Source organism: Flavobacterium sp. YJ01, from assembly GCF_029320955.1.
Classification (GTDB): domain Bacteria; phylum Bacteroidota; class Bacteroidia; order Flavobacteriales; family Flavobacteriaceae; genus Flavobacterium.
Map to the genome: position 1 here is coordinate 2,525,701 of NZ_CP119757.1, position 14,802 is coordinate 2,540,502.

General features: G+C 33.9%; 11 protein-coding genes and 2 tRNA genes. 2 read left to right on the forward strand and 11 right to left on the reverse strand.

Annotation, left to right across the window (positions count from 1 at the left end; translation table 11 throughout):
- Window positions 1–56 precede the first annotated feature (56 nt).
- From P0R33_RS11060 to P0R33_RS11110, 11 genes are all read right to left on the reverse strand, one after another.
- A complete protein-coding gene (locus tag P0R33_RS11060; protein ID WP_276175494.1) occupies window positions 57–1,640 on the reverse strand; it encodes an MFS transporter in 1,584 nt (527 codons plus the stop codon).
- Between the two features lies 1 nt (window position 1,641).
- Window positions 1,642–2,694 carry an HlyD family secretion protein gene (locus P0R33_RS11065; RefSeq protein WP_276175495.1) on the reverse strand — a complete coding sequence of 351 codons (1,053 nt, stop codon included), beginning with the start codon at window positions 2,692–2,694 and terminating at the stop codon, window positions 1,642–1,644.
- Window positions 2,695–2,760: 66 nt separating this feature from the next.
- Window positions 2,761–4,065 (reverse strand): TolC family protein, encoded by a 1,305-nt coding sequence (locus P0R33_RS11070; protein WP_276175496.1) that lies wholly within the window; start codon window positions 4,063–4,065, stop codon window positions 2,761–2,763.
- A gap of 358 nt (window positions 4,066–4,423) precedes the next feature.
- Entirely contained in the window at window positions 4,424–5,248 is an 825-nt protein-coding gene (locus P0R33_RS11075; protein WP_276175497.1) for an AraC family transcriptional regulator, read from the reverse strand.
- A 319-nt stretch (window positions 5,249–5,567) separates the two neighbouring features.
- Window positions 5,568–5,813: a GIY-YIG nuclease family protein gene (locus P0R33_RS11080; RefSeq protein WP_276175498.1), complete on the reverse strand. Its 246-nt coding sequence runs from the start codon at window positions 5,811–5,813 to the stop codon at window positions 5,568–5,570.
- Between the two features lie 64 nt (window positions 5,814–5,877).
- Window positions 5,878–5,951: transfer RNA gene (locus P0R33_RS11085), tRNA-Asp, on the reverse strand.
- A gap of 711 nt (window positions 5,952–6,662) precedes the next feature.
- Window positions 6,663–6,736: transfer RNA gene (locus P0R33_RS11090), tRNA-Asp, on the reverse strand.
- A gap of 86 nt (window positions 6,737–6,822) precedes the next feature.
- Window positions 6,823–7,749: a DUF58 domain-containing protein gene (locus P0R33_RS11095; protein WP_276175499.1), complete on the reverse strand. Its 927-nt coding sequence runs from the start codon at window positions 7,747–7,749 to the stop codon at window positions 6,823–6,825.
- Window positions 7,746–10,319: a M1 family aminopeptidase gene (locus P0R33_RS11100; RefSeq protein WP_276175500.1), complete on the reverse strand. Its 2,574-nt coding sequence runs from the start codon at window positions 10,317–10,319 to the stop codon at window positions 7,746–7,748. The genes P0R33_RS11095 and P0R33_RS11100 overlap by 4 nt, the downstream gene beginning before the upstream one ends.
- Before the next feature lie 137 nt (window positions 10,320–10,456).
- Window positions 10,457–11,035 carry a hypothetical protein gene (locus P0R33_RS11105; RefSeq protein WP_276175501.1) on the reverse strand — a complete coding sequence of 193 codons (579 nt, stop codon included), beginning with the start codon at window positions 11,033–11,035 and terminating at the stop codon, window positions 10,457–10,459.
- A gap of 51 nt (window positions 11,036–11,086) precedes the next feature.
- On the reverse strand, window positions 11,087–11,635 hold the full coding sequence (locus tag P0R33_RS11110) for a hypothetical protein (RefSeq protein ID WP_276175502.1): 549 nt from the start codon (window positions 11,633–11,635) through the stop codon (window positions 11,087–11,089).
- Between the two features lie 218 nt (window positions 11,636–11,853).
- On the opposite strand from P0R33_RS11110, the gene P0R33_RS11115 reads away from it, so the two are divergent.
- Both P0R33_RS11115 and P0R33_RS11120 read left to right on the forward strand, forming a co-directional pair.
- Window positions 11,854–12,558 (forward strand): LytTR family DNA-binding domain-containing protein, encoded by a 705-nt coding sequence (locus tag P0R33_RS11115; RefSeq protein ID WP_276175503.1) that lies wholly within the window; start codon window positions 11,854–11,856, stop codon window positions 12,556–12,558.
- On the forward strand, window positions 12,555–14,639 hold the full coding sequence (locus P0R33_RS11120) for an ATP-binding protein (RefSeq protein ID WP_276175504.1): 2,085 nt from the start codon (window positions 12,555–12,557) through the stop codon (window positions 14,637–14,639). The genes P0R33_RS11115 and P0R33_RS11120 overlap by 4 nt, the downstream gene beginning before the upstream one ends.
- The last annotated feature ends 163 nt before the right edge of the window (window positions 14,640–14,802 follow it).

Here is a 14,802-nt window from a genome sequence, read left to right on the forward strand (position 1 = left end):
TCTGTGGCTTTAAAAATAAAACCTTTGCGACTCTGCGACTTTGCGAGATTAAATCTTTAGCCAATCCAAATCTTACTTTTTACCAAAGTCATTGTTTGTCTTAAATGCTGGTTACAAGCAATCAGAATAATCAAAACCACCAAACCGTAGCCAACGACTGTATAAATTTCCATATCAGCCAATAAAGTTGCTTGTTTACTAATGGTTCCGAAGACTTTTTTCATGGCTAAAACATTGGCATTATCTGCCGAATATCCTTTGGCAATAAAACTCTGCGTTGTTGAAGCAATAGTCTGTTGTGCTTCGGAATTTTCAGCTGTTACAAACTGACTTAATTTTAAAAAGTGTTTTTTATTTAAGAAAACCATCGCATTCTGCATGACACAAAAACCAATCGTACTTCCCCAAAAACGTCCCGAAACCCCTACAATTCCAGAAGAAACAGCCATTTTGGACGGAACTGAAGATGTGGTAAATAAAATTAATGGAACAAATAAAAATCCGACACCAATTCCTTGCAAAATATAAGGAACAATAATATCGCTCAATGCAACATCAGGCACAAAAAGAAAAGTAAACCAGAAATGAAAAATGGCAATCAGCGTAAAACCAATCATAAAAATGATTTTAGTAGAAACCGATTTCATCAGAAAAAAAGCGGCTAGAATAAGTCCGATTACATTTCCTAAACCATTTAGATATTGCACGCCCGCAACACGTGACGGATCCCAATTCCAAATAGAAAACATCGCAGAATGGCATAAACTCAGCGTTGCTCTGCTGATGTAAAAAAGGAAAAACAATAAAAATCCGATGCGCAGATTGGCATATTTTATCACTTCAAAATCAAAACTTGGTCTTTTTACGAGACGTTCTTTAAAAATGAATAATCCGCCTGTTATCAGCGAAATCATTAGCATTAAAACCATTTCTGAAGATTCGAACCAATATTTTTTTTCAGCATAAACAAAAAAATAGGCACCGCAAAGAATCGAAATTAAAACCAAAAAATAACTCATCCAGTCGATCTGATACAACGGAATCTTCTTTGTAATTCGGTGCCCTCTGAAAGTAACTAAGATTAAAAACACATTGAGAACCTGAAGCCCTCCCGATACATACAGCATGTATTTCCAGTCGTAATGATCTAGAAACCAAACGGCAATATTCATAATAAAGGGCGTGGACAACAACAACGAGCCATAGTAAAATGAAAACCCGATGATAATGGCATTTTTAGAATTAAACTGCTCGATGAGCAACTGTCTGATTGTAATTACCGGAAGCGCCATCAGAATTCCCTCCGCAACTCTCATCAATAAAAAAACCGAAAAATTGGTTATATATGCCGATGTAACAATCGTAATTCCGATTAAGGAATAAACTGCCATCAGGTAATTTTTTGCAGGGAAAAAACTCGAAAATCGGCTTTCTATTAAAATGGTTGCCAGTAAAGTTCCGTACGTAACGCACATCGCAAACTGCAAATCTTCGGGCTCAATATCGAGAAAACTTGCCGCATATGTTACGTTGGACGTATAAACTCCTAATAAAATCATGGAATGCAATAAACAAACGAACAAAATAATAATGATCGCCCATTTTGGAACCCACGATTTAAATATACTTTTATCTTCCATTTTATTTGTGTGCAGCAACAACCGTAATGTTCATTCCTGCTCTTAAAAAATCGGTTTGTTTGTCTTGTTCTTTTAATTGAATTCGAACTGGAATTCTCTGTTCTATTTTCACGAAGTTTCCAGTCGCATTATCTGGAGGAAGCAAAGAAAACCTCGCTCCACTCGCTGGAGATAAAGAAGCAATTGTTCCCATAAAGGTTTTGTCGCTTACGGCATCGGCTTTTATTTCTACTTCTTGACCAACCGTTAAATACTGCAGTTGTGTTTCTTTAAAATTTGCGGTAATCCATTTTTCTTTACTAACAATAGAAAGCAAAGACTGTCCTTCTTTTACCAATTGTCCAGGCTGTAAAGTTCGTTTTCCAACCCAACCGTCGTAAGGCGCAGTAATGATGGTGTACGAAAGAAACAATGCCGCATTATCAGCAACAGCTTGTTTTGATGCAATATTGGTTTGCGTAGTCGGAACATTTGCTTCAGCAACAGAAGTACTTAAAGTAGCCGAATGAATTCTGTTTTTTATTTCTTGAAAATGCGCCTGTGCCGATTCGTAATCGGCGCGGACTTTTTCTAATTGCTGAGTAGTTGCCGCTTCGTCTTTTACCAAAGCTTTATATCTTTCGTATTCTAGTTTTGTTTTCCAAAGATTCGATTTTGCAGCTTCTAATTGCGATTCATTAATTGCCGTTGCACTTGCCGTATTAATAGCATTTTTTTGAGCGACAACACTATTTTGCTGCGCGTTTTGAACATCGGCAAGAGCCACATTCAATTTCGATTGATATTCTCTGTTATCAATAATCACCAAAGTATCGCCTTTATGCACAAACTGATTTTCCTCAAAACGAACTTCCTGAACGTAGCCCGTAATTCTCGACATAATTGGTGTTACATATTGCTCTACCTGAGCATCATTTGTTTCTTCGTGATTTCGGTTAAACACATAAAACCAAATTCCTAAAATAACTCCGCTTACTACAAGCACACTCGCAATTACTGTTATTAGTATATGAAACGTTCTATTTCTGCTAGTTTCATTTTTTATCTTAACCATATCTTTTCTATTCTCTATATTCTATTTTCTAAGTCTTGTCTCTTGCTTCTTTCTTCTAAAAAACTTCTAACTCTGAGGCATAATTCCCGCTGTATGAAGCAACTCGTAATGTTTAAGGATTGCATCCAATCGAATAGAAATTTTATTGTATTTCGCTTGAAGCAAAGCATTATCAGCATCGACCATTTCCGTAATCAAAACCAATTGGTTCAAGTATTTCAGCTTCACGATTCGGTAATTTTCAGTTGCTAAATCCAAGGCTTTATCTACCACAACAAATTTTTCAAGGATTTCCTGATATTGTGTATGTTCTGTATACAGCTTATCTTGAATTTCGTCTTTTATAATTTCAGACTGCATTTCTTGCCATTTGATTTTAGTGTTTGCCTGATCCATCTTGGTTTTGTTTTTATACAAAGAAGAAAGATCAAAAGAAGCTTCAATTCCGACTTGCCCTAAAGTGTACAAATACGGGTTTGGCGGAAAGAATTTATAGTTTGGATAATAAAATCCGTAATTACCAAAAAAATGTACGCTTGGCAGGTAATTCCCTTTTACCACTTTCAATTCGGTCTTACTAATATCCAATTCTTGGCTTGCAACACGCATTTCTTCATTCTGAAGCGCTTTAGTCATATAAAAATCATACGGATCTAAACCGTTCATTTCGTCAAGACTACTTGTTGTATCAATCGCGATTTCTTCGTTTTCTGGAAGCTGAATTAAAGTCTTCAGATCGTGAAGTGCGATTTTAATGTTTTTGGAGTTAGTTAACGCATTCAATTCGCGATCTGAGAGCTGTAATTCGGCACGTATAACTTCATTTTTAGTTACCGTTCCGTGTTTCTGGAGAGATTGTACTTCTCTCAATCGGCTTTTTTCTTCCTTGATGTTTTCTTTAAAAATTTTCTGAAGTTCCATCATTTTATAAATCGCCAGATAATTTGCAACTACTTCCAGTTCAATATCATTTTCTGTCTTTTCCGATTTTATTTTGGCAATTTCGTTTTCCTGATTCGCAATTTTAATTGCGTTGTTGATTTTGTTTCCAACGTAAATTGGCATTTTAAAGGTAGAATTGACCTCGTAAATCTCAGGAATTGCTTTTGTAACTTCTTTTCCGTTCAAAAAACCATTTCCCTTAAATTCGGTAATATTGGTAATTCTAGAATACATGCCGTTTAATTCTACATCTGGCAATCTAAGTTCTTTTCTTTCTTTGATGTTTTGCTCAGCGAGCGCAATCTCAAGTTGAGATTTTAGGACTTTTTTATTGTTTTCCTTTGCCAGCTTCATTGCTTCTTGTAAAGAAACCGAATGAACTTCCTGAGCTTGTAAACTATTGAATGCTAATAGGATTAGAAATATCAATACGTTTTTGAGAAAACAATCTTCTTTAGAGTTTGTTGTTTTAAGGAACATGAATAAATAAATATTTTTATGCTGTAAAGTTCCTTCATTTTTTCTATGGCTGATGATTCTAAAAAGTCAATAACATATTCATTTCGGACAAATGTTAAAATGCCATTTCCCGAAAACGTTATATTAAAACACTGGAAAACAATTTATTACAAAATAGATTTTGATTGTGATATTTCACGCAGATTTAATAGATTTTAGCAGATGTGCACAGATTTTTCTTTTACTCTCACAGATTTGGCAGATCATGCAGATTATAAAGCATTTAAAAAATCTCTCAAATCTGCGGAATCTGCGTGAAACAAAATATCTATTTACCTCGTTCTAAAATTTCTTCTCCGTTTAAGTAATCAGAAGGTCTTTGTCCTAAAATTTTGAAGAATGTGTTGCTAAAAGTCGGAACACTATTATAACCAACTTCTTGAGCTACCTCTTTTACAGAAAGTTTCCTTTCTAACAAAAGTTCAATTGCTTTTAAAATTCTTCGAATGGTATAATACTGAATAAATGACATTTTGAGGTCTTTTTGAAATAAACGATACAAAGAGCGTTCGCTGTAACCAAATTCATGCGCCACATCAGCAAACAGAATTGTTTCTCCAAGATTGTTTTCTACATGACGCAAAATTTTACCCAAACGCGCATCTTTTGGCTGTGGAAGTTCTAAAGGTAAATTAGTATGACAGATTTGAGGAAGAATCGCTTTTATCGCTTTTGCAATGGTAAAGTTTGGAGAACCTTTTTTCAAATCCCCATTCCACTGATTGGTAAAAAGCATCATCTGCAAGAGTAGATTATTGACAGGATAAATGCCTTCCTTTTTATAAAACTCATTTTCATCTTTTTCAACCGGAAAATAGAGATTTCGCATCATTACATGTTCCGATTTTGGTTCGATGCTGTGTTCCAATCCAGCCGGAATCCAAATAAAATGTCTTGCAGGCAAAAAATAAGATTTCGTTTCAGTTGTTAAAAAAACCACATCGCCTTCCGCATATAACATTTGTGCTTTGTCGTGTTTATGCGTCGGAACAAGCAGTTCTCCCATTATATCATGATGACAGTAAATGCTTTTTTTATCAGCATCTACTTTCTTGATGTAATATTTGTCTACTTTAAAAGTTCCTGGTTCCATAATATAAAGATAGGAAAGAAATAAGTTCCAAATTTTTCAAATTCCAAAACCGGAATCTAAAAATATTTAACCGCAAAGCGCGCAAGGATTTTTTTCCAGGATTACGCTTATAAACGCAAAGTTCGCAAAGCTATATGGATATAAAACTTTGCGAACTTTGCGTAAATCTAAGCGTTCTTTGCGGTTAAACTTTATATTACCATATAAAAACAAAAAAGTCTTTCCGTTAAGAAAGGCTTTTAACAACTTAGGCGGTCTGGACGGGACTCGAACCCGTCTCGTCCCTAGACGAGATGACAGCCATGTCTTTCAACCTTTATTATTTTTGATCCTTAATTAAAGCTTCGAGTGATTTTCTATTCAACTTTTTCAATCTCAATTCTTCAATCAAAGCTTCTTTTTTATTTTCAAATGCTTTCGAATAAACCAACTCCCATGGTCCTTTGTTCGAAGTATATCTGCTTCTATTTTCATTATGATACAATAACCTTTGAGTAATATCTTCACTAAACCCATTGTAATAAACATCAAAAGTTTTAGAATAAATGATGTAAACGTAAAACATAAATCAAAACTTAATGGCAAAAAAAAATACCTATCATTACGATAGGTATTTTAAACAACTTAGGCGGTCTGGACGGGACTCGAACCCGCGACCCCATGCGTGACAGGCATGTATTCTAACCAACTGAACTACCAAACCCTGCGTTATTGCGAGTGCAAAAATACAACAGAATTTCGTTTCTGCAAGCGTTTTTACGAATAAAATTTGAGAATTTTTTAATTGGTTAAATTCCAATATTTTAAAAATCGGTTAGGAAATCAAAAAAGAAGAAGTTTCTTTCTTTTTTAACTACAAAGGGTGCAAAGCTTAATTAAACTTTGCGCCTTTAGAACGAAAACATCTATTATTCTTATTAAACATAGCCCGTGGTTTTAACCGCGGGTACACAATGTAAATCAATACGTTTCCCGTGGTTGAAACCACGGGCTATATTTTAATATATAAATGGAAAATCTTTGTGGACTTACTTGCGGAGATTCTTCGTTCCTCAGAATAACAAACTGTTCGTTTAAATCATAATTACACAAAAAAAAAAATCGCAAAGCTTAAAATTGATTAAGCTTTGCGACTTTGCATTCTTTAAAAAATATCTTTGCTCCCGATAGCTATCGGGATTGCGTATCCCGAGGCTTCGGGATAGCGCTCTTTGCGGTAAAATTTCTTCGGATTTAAACAAAACAAAAGTGTTATAAATCAAAAAAGCCATCCACAAAAGTGGAAAGCTTTTCATTGGTCTAACTACTAAACCAGCTACGAGTTACAAAGTCGTAGCAAAACAACACAACTAATCTTAGATACCGTATTTGGGCAAAAAAGCCTTTCTGTTAAGAAAGGCTTCTCCCAATATTGCGGTCTGGACGGGACTCGAACCCGCGACCCCATGCGTGACAGGCATGTATTCTAACCAACTGAACTACCAAACCTCTGCGTTATTGCGGTTGCAAAGATATAACAGAATTTCGTTTCTGCAAGTATTTTTGTAAAAAAAATGAAATAAATTTTAAAATATTTATCCAAAGTTTTGTTTTTCAACTAAATATGTAGTCAATATTTTTTCAAAATTATCGCCAACATTTACCGAAACGTACTTAATTTGGTTCTTTGCGCAGGTTAAAGCCAGATTTTTAAAATAAGCTTCTACCCTTTTTTCATATTCTTGTTTTACATTATCGGCAAAAATTGAAACTTCTTCTCCCGATTCTAAATCGATAAACTTTCTTGGCGCGTTGTCAAAATCAAATTTCATTTCTGTTTGATTATCAACAACATGAAATAAAACAACTTTATGTTTATTATGTTTTAAATGCTGTAAAGCGTTAAAAAGTTTTTCATCATCTTCGGTTTGAAACATATCTGTAAACAGAATAATCATCGAACGGCGATGCATTTTCTCGGCTATTTGATGCAAATACGTAATTGTATCGGTCGTTTTTTTGACTTTTGGCTGCACTAATAATTCTTCCAGCTTATTCAAAAGCATTCTGTGGTGGCGATCGCTTCCTTTTTCTGGCGCATAATATTCGTATTTATCAGAGAAAACGCTTAAACCAACGGCATCGCGCTGTTTCTTCAAAATATTCATTAAAACTGCCGAAGCCAAAACCGCAAAACCAATCTTCTTTTCGTAAAAAGGCTGATTTGATTTTAGTTCTGGATAATGCATTGATGATGAATTATCGACAATCAAATGGCAACGCAGATTGGTTTCTTCCTCAAAACGCTTCGTATATAAACGGTCTGTTTTGGCAAACAATTTCCAGTCGATATGTTTGGTGCTTTCGCCCGCATTGTAAACCTTGTGTTCCGCAAATTCGGCAGAAAATCCAAGAAATGGACTCTTATGCATTCCCGATATAAAACCTTCCACAACCTGATTCGCCAGCATTTCTAGGTGCTGAAAACTCGAGACTTTTTCTATTTCCGATTCGATTTTCATTCGGTTTCTTTTTTAATATTTTGCGCTTTAAAAAGCAAATCTGTCGCCATAAATAATTTACGCTTCAAGATTGGACTAAAATTAGGGTTTTCTTTTAAGAATCGCTGCACTTCATCAAAAGCATATTTAGACGAATATTTCCCGATAGTATTGTCAAGCCAATCTTTTGGAAAGAAAATATCTCCCGTGCGCTGAATTTCGTCTACCAAATCTAATGAAAATCTAATATATTTCTGTGCACTTTCCTGGCGAAGCGGATGATTTACATTTGCCAAACCTACAGAAACCCAAGCTTCTTTTTCTCGATTTGAATCATCTTTTAATGATTCTATAAAAGCATTTCGAACCGATTCATCTTTGGATAAAGACGGAAGCAGAAATTCAAATCGCTTCTTTTTGTCAGGATTTGATATTGAAGTTCTTGTCTTTTCCAAAATTTCATCTGCTTTTTCATGTTTGAAAATAGCTAAATTCATCGCCATATTAGTATAATCGTCTTCATTTAATTTCAATCCAGAAATAGAAACTTCTCTATTCCAAATCTTGTACAAACTCGCTTTTCCTGAATCTGAATAAGCAACTGAACTGAACAATCCGAATAAAGTCTTTTTGATATTTGCTGACAAATTAGCTTGCAAACGCTCATATAAAATACCTAAAAGCTGTTTTTGGACTTTATTTTGCTGTTCTTCGGTAAAAAATCTCCAATAAATTGTATTCAAACTGTTTGATGCAATTCTCAAAACCAACTCATTTTCTTCCGATTGAATTCCTTTTAAAAAACAATCGAACGCTTTTTCAGGAGAAACATTTCCAATTAATGTATTTTCAAAAAAATTGCTGTAACTCGACGCTCTTGCAACCTCATCTTTTAAACTTGAAATATAATTTAAATTATTGCCGTCAAGCGGAAAAACTCCGTACCCGAAACCATTATAGTTGTAAACAACGGCAAGCGGTTTTTCAAGTCCTTCAGCTTCTTTTACAACTGTATTTTTATCATTAATATTAGTTGCTAAAACCTTCACATCTTCTGCATAAATCAACCCAATTTGAAAAACCTGAGGCCAGATATTTCCTGATTTATCTTCTGCTTGTTGTGCAATTTCAAATTTTTTAATTTTATTTTTAGAATCGTATTCTATTTTATCTGTAAAAATGGTTCTTCCGGATTTATTTACCCAGACTTCGCTCCATTTCTTCATATCCAAAGGCGTTTCTGCATCTAGAATTTCTACAAGATTATTCCAATCAGCATTGTCGTTAGCGTATTTTTGAATGTATTTTTGAATTCCTTTCTGAAAAGCTTCTTTTCCCATCGAAGCTTCTAATTGACGCATCATAATTGGCGCTTTGTTGTAAATCATGGCTCCGTAAAGCGAGCCAGCATCTTTCAAATTTTCCAAATGCTGTCTGATCGGATGCGTGCCCAAAGATCGGTCTTCCGCGTAAGCGCTGGAATAATGCGCAGTGAAAAATTGTAGATTATGATTGACTTTCGGAAAAATTGGATTCATGATTTTGTCTGCCATGAAATTGGCAAATACTTCTTTCATCCAAACGTCGTCAAACCATTTCATTGTAACCAAATCGCCAAACCACATGTGCGAAGTTTCGTGTGCGATGAGTTTTGCTCGGTTTAATTTTTCGCTGTCAGTTGCGCTGTTATCCAAAAATAAAGTCGATTCTCTGTATTGAATTGCACCAACATGTTCCATTCCGCCATACTGAAAAACCGGAATTGAGGCAAAATCCAATTTCTGAAATGGAAATTTATAATTGGTATATTTTTCTAAAAAGTCTAACGATTGCTGATGTAAACTGAAAATAGTATCGGTGCTGCTTTCTATTTTGTTTTTATCATTTTCACGATAAAGAAACGTCATTTCTAAACCTGGTTTCTTTGTAATGCTATTGAATTTTCCAGCGACAAATGAAAACAAATACGTGCTCATTTTATCAGATTCTCCAAAAGTATATAATGTAAAATCGCCTTTTTCAACTTTCTCTTTTACATCGGCTCCAGCCAAAACCGACCATTCTTTTGGCACAGAAAGACTTAATTTGTAAGTTGCTTTAATATCTGGCTGATCAAAACAAGGAAATAAAGTGCTTGCACGATCTGGAACTAATAATGTGTAGAGAAAATCCTCGTTTCTGTTTAAAGATAAATTCCCTGCAATGAATGAAATTTCGATTGTATTTTTTCCTGAAATTAAACTTCTTGCTGGAATCGCAATATGTCCTTTTTCATGAACTATTGCAATTTGTTTTCCATTTGCTGAAACCGATTTTATATTTTGAGATTTCTCTTTAAAATCAAGATAAACAGACTGACTTAAATCGGATAAAGTAAGAATCAACGCCAATTGAGCATTAATGTTTTGACTTTTCTGTTTCGGAATTTCGAATGAAAGATTATAAGTCACGTTTGAGATTTGGCGCTTTCTAAATTGAGCCAGTTGCTCTGAAACACCATTTTCTAAAATAAGATTTCCTTTTGTTTTTGATTGGGAAAATCCGATTGTAATTGTCATTAAAAAAAGAAGAAAGCTGTAGAAAATTTTCATTTTTGAGAGGGATATAAGATTCGTTAAAAATAAAAAAAAGCAACGACATTAAAACTTTCGATTCGACAGAAAACGAAAAAGGCTTGACAATCGTCAAACCTTTTCCTTTACTAATTCAAAGCTATCCAAAAAAAGAATTATTCAGTTTGTTGAAAATCAAAGCTTAAATCTCCTGCATTGTAATTTGCCGAAACATTTGTTGGGAAAATTTGTGCAGTTCCAGAAATCCATCTGTATTCGTTAAATGTGATGTTTCCTGCAACAATTGGGTAAGTAACATTTGTAAGATCTGCTTTGTTCTTTTTGTACCAATCATTTGAGTTCATGGTAATCATATATTTTTTGTCTTTATCTAAAGCCAGTTCGCTAATTTCTTTAGCAACCTGTACATCTGCAGTGGCAACGTTTAAGGTTTCAGAACGCAATACAGATTTCGCTGTATAGTCCCAAATCGTAACACGAACAGAAGGGTTTGTTGCTGGAAGTTTTAAAGTAATGGCTTTAATTTTACCTTTAACTGTTGGCGTAAATACCAATCCGAATTCGTAATCTCCAGAATTAATAAAATTAGTTACTGTAGTAAAACCTGTTGCAGTGTAGTAAACTTCTAACGGATTTTCAGTTTTATATGTTGGTTTATCGTCTTTATCGCTGCTGCAAGAAATTGCTAAAATGGCAGTTACTAAAATGGTTATAATGGTTTTAAACTTTTTCATGATATAAAATTTTGATAGTTTTTGTTTGGTTGAAATTGGTTGTTTTAGAAATTAAGGCTGAATATTTAAACGCGCACAAACTTCTTCGTAACTCATTTTAGCATAATCCAGTTTTGCAGTCTTTGCAGTTGCTGCCGCTTTTCCGCCTGGAATTAAAATGTATCTCCAGTTTAGAGAAGTTGGCAAAGAAACAGTTGTTCCGTCTGCAGCATGTTTAAATCTAAAAAGCTTAATTTTTTGCACAGTTGAAATCGCCGTAATCGTATTTACCGATCCTCCAGCTGTTGATGTGTAAGGCAAAGTGTAAATTGAGCTTCCAAAAGACATATAAACAAGTATTGTTCCTTTTGCCAAAATATCAGATGATAGTTCTGGAGCATTAATCGTAGTCGATAATCCTGAAGTTCCGTCTATTGTTTCGGCAACCGCTGCTGGGGCAGTCATCCAAGCACTATAAATAACATTTGCTGTTCCTGTTGCTCCTGGCGCACCATCAACTCCATTGGTTCCATCGATTCCGTTAGCTCCATCATCGCCACTGCATGAAATGGTACTAATTGCAAGTAAAAAAATTGAAAAAAGGGCTTTAAAAGTTTTCATAATAATTCTAGTCTTTAAAAAATTGGTCAAATGGTTCTTATTTAATTCAATAACATTATTTTTGCAATTATCATAAAGGCAGTTTCTTTCCTTTTGATTTAATTACATGACAAAGTTGTCGGAATAAATTCTAGCAAAAAATCGCTAATAGACGAACAGCATTTTAAATAGACAGACAACCATTTTTATGCTTTTTATTTTTTAAAAATCATTTTTGGATGAAGAAATACACGTGTATTATAATTGATGATGATGAAATAGATAGGCTGACTGCGGTTTCTTATGCCAAGAAATTTCCTGTTTTAGATATTCTAGGCATTTTTGAATCGGCTGAGGATGCTGTTCCTTTTTTAGAAAAAGAAAAAATTGACATTTTGTTTTTGGATATTGATATGCCGGGTTTAAACGGAATCGAATTTAGAAAACAAGCTTTAGATATTCCCGTTTGTGTTTTTATAACCGCACATCCTGAACATGCGGTAGAAAGTTTTCAAATCGAAACATTAGATTTTATTGTAAAACCCTTAAAATTAGATCGTTTTACACAGACCATAAATCGTATTGAAGAATTTATGGAAATTAAACTTAAAGCCTCTTTGTTTGAAGCGAGTATTGGCGGCGATACGATTTATATTAAAGAAGGTCACGAACAGACAAAAGTAAAACTGCATGAAATTTTATATCTCGAAGCTTTAAAAGATTATACTTTGGTAGTTACAGACCGAAAAAGGCATTGTGTACTTTCGAGTATTGGAAATTTATTGAAAGAAGATCATTTTCAGTCCTTTATTCGCATTCACAGAAGTTATGCCGTGCAAAAACAGTACGTTCAAAAGATTAATTCGAGCGAAATAATTTTGAATAATAATACCGTCATTCCGATTGGAAGAAGTTATAAAGAAAACTTAAACCTGATGGCATGAAAAATCTAAAGTTCCTGCTCTTACTTCTAATTAGTTGCAATGCTTTTGCACAGCAGGAACCCAATTTGGCGCGTTACAAAACAGTAGACGAAAAACTCAAAGTCTGGCTGAAATATTGTAACGAACTTCTAAGTGCAGATGAATACATCAAACTCATCAATGCTTCAGATAAAGGAATTTCGATTGCTAAAAACAAACTTTCATACGTTTCAAAATTCTATTTTTTAAAAGGTTTCGGTTACGAATTCAATAACAACCAATATCAAAAGGCAGTAAAAAATTACGAAACTTCTCTGACTTACGCTCAAAAAGCAAAACACCTCAAAAATATTACCTCAAATTGCATGAGGTTGAATTATATGTATTATTCGCTAAACGAAATTAAAAAGCGTGATAATCTTATTATTTACATTAAACAAATTCTCGATACTACTAAAAATAATTACACGCAATCTATTCTTAACGGAAGTCTTGGCGAATACTATTTAGATCACGCTGATTATGAAACATTTATTGATTATCAATTAACAGCCATCAATTACAAAAAACAGCTTCCGAAAGATATTGCTAATGTTGAAAATATAGGGATTTCATACTGCCAAATTGGATCTGCTTACGCAAAAATGAAGCAATACAACAAAGCAATCGAATATCTCAATTACGCCAAGCCACATGTAAAAACTTCGCCTTATGTAAGTGCTTTTTTGTGCAATTATTATTTACAATGTTTTGTTCCTTTACGAAATTTGGACAGTATCAGGAAATATTACAAACTGGTTTATACGTATCCTTCAAAAAAAGATTCTTTGTTTTTAAATTTAAGTTTTGCCAACCGAAGTTTGTCCGAATACTACATTAATCAGAACCAAACCGACAAAGCGTTTTCTTATGCTCAAAAAGCCGTTTCGCTAGGAAAAAAATCGACTGATGACGAGATTTTAATGGAAGCCCAAACAGCAATGGGAAAAGTTTTATATCAAAAAGGAGAATATAAAAAAGCTATTGAAACCCTTAAAAAAGCCTCTCTTAATGCTTTAACTTACGATAAGGAATCTTTTGTAACCATAAATAAAAAACTTTCTCAAAGTTATGCCGCGCTTGGCCAATGGAAAGAAGCTTATCATTATAACGAAATTTACAGCGAACATAATGACGAAGTAATGGAGCAATCTGCTAATCAAAGTATTGCAAATGCAGAAGCTCGTTATCAGAATAAGACTAAACAACAGGAAATCAAGAATCTTTCGACCGAAAATGCCATTAAAAATATTCAGATTGAAGAAGCTAAACAACAGCGTATTTTCTTAATTTCTGGAATTGCTTTGGTTTGCATTATCGGATTATTATTGATGAAACAAAGCCAAAACAGAAAGAAAACCAATTTGAAACTTCAGGCTTTGAATCAAGAATTGGACGAAGCGAATAAAATTAAAGCGCAATTTTTTAGTATTTTAAATCATGATTTAAGAAGTCCGATTTCAAATCTCATTCATTTTCTGCATCTTCAAAAAGAAAATCCCGAACTTATTGATGAAGAAACGGCGATCAGAATGCAAAATAAAATTACAACTGGAGCTGAAAATTTATTATCATCGATGGAAGATATTTTGCTTTGGAGCAAAGGACAAATGGAAAATTTCACTCCTCAGTTTAGAAAAACAGCAATTGAAGTTTTGTTTGAAGAAACTGAAAAGCATTTTTCTAACATTGAAAACATCGAAATTGTTTTTGAAAATCCTGAAAGCATCATTTTAGAAACAGACGAAAATTATCTAAAAACGATTATGCGAAACCTTACCGGAAACGCGATAAAAGCTTTAGACAAAACTTCAAATGCCAAAATTATATGGAAAGCTTGGCAGGAAAATGGCAATAATTATCTTTCGATAACCGACAATGGCCCAGGCGGAACTCAGGAAAAATTTAAAGCTTTATACGACGAATCTCAAGTTATAGGAATCAAATCTGGTTTAGGATTGCATCTAATTCGTGATTTGGCGACTGCAATTAATTGTAAAATACAAGTTTGCTCAAAACCAGATGCAGGCGCTACATTTACCATTATTTTTTTAAACACATAGAATCATAGTTTTTCTTTGTGGATAAAGACGTTTCACTTGTTTAAATAAACATAGTTTCAGTGTCAAAATGCCTTTAAACATTCTATGTTTGTTTTAAATAAATGAAATGCCTTTTATTAAGCTTACAAAATCTATGATTCTATGTGTTTAAAAACTAATCTCA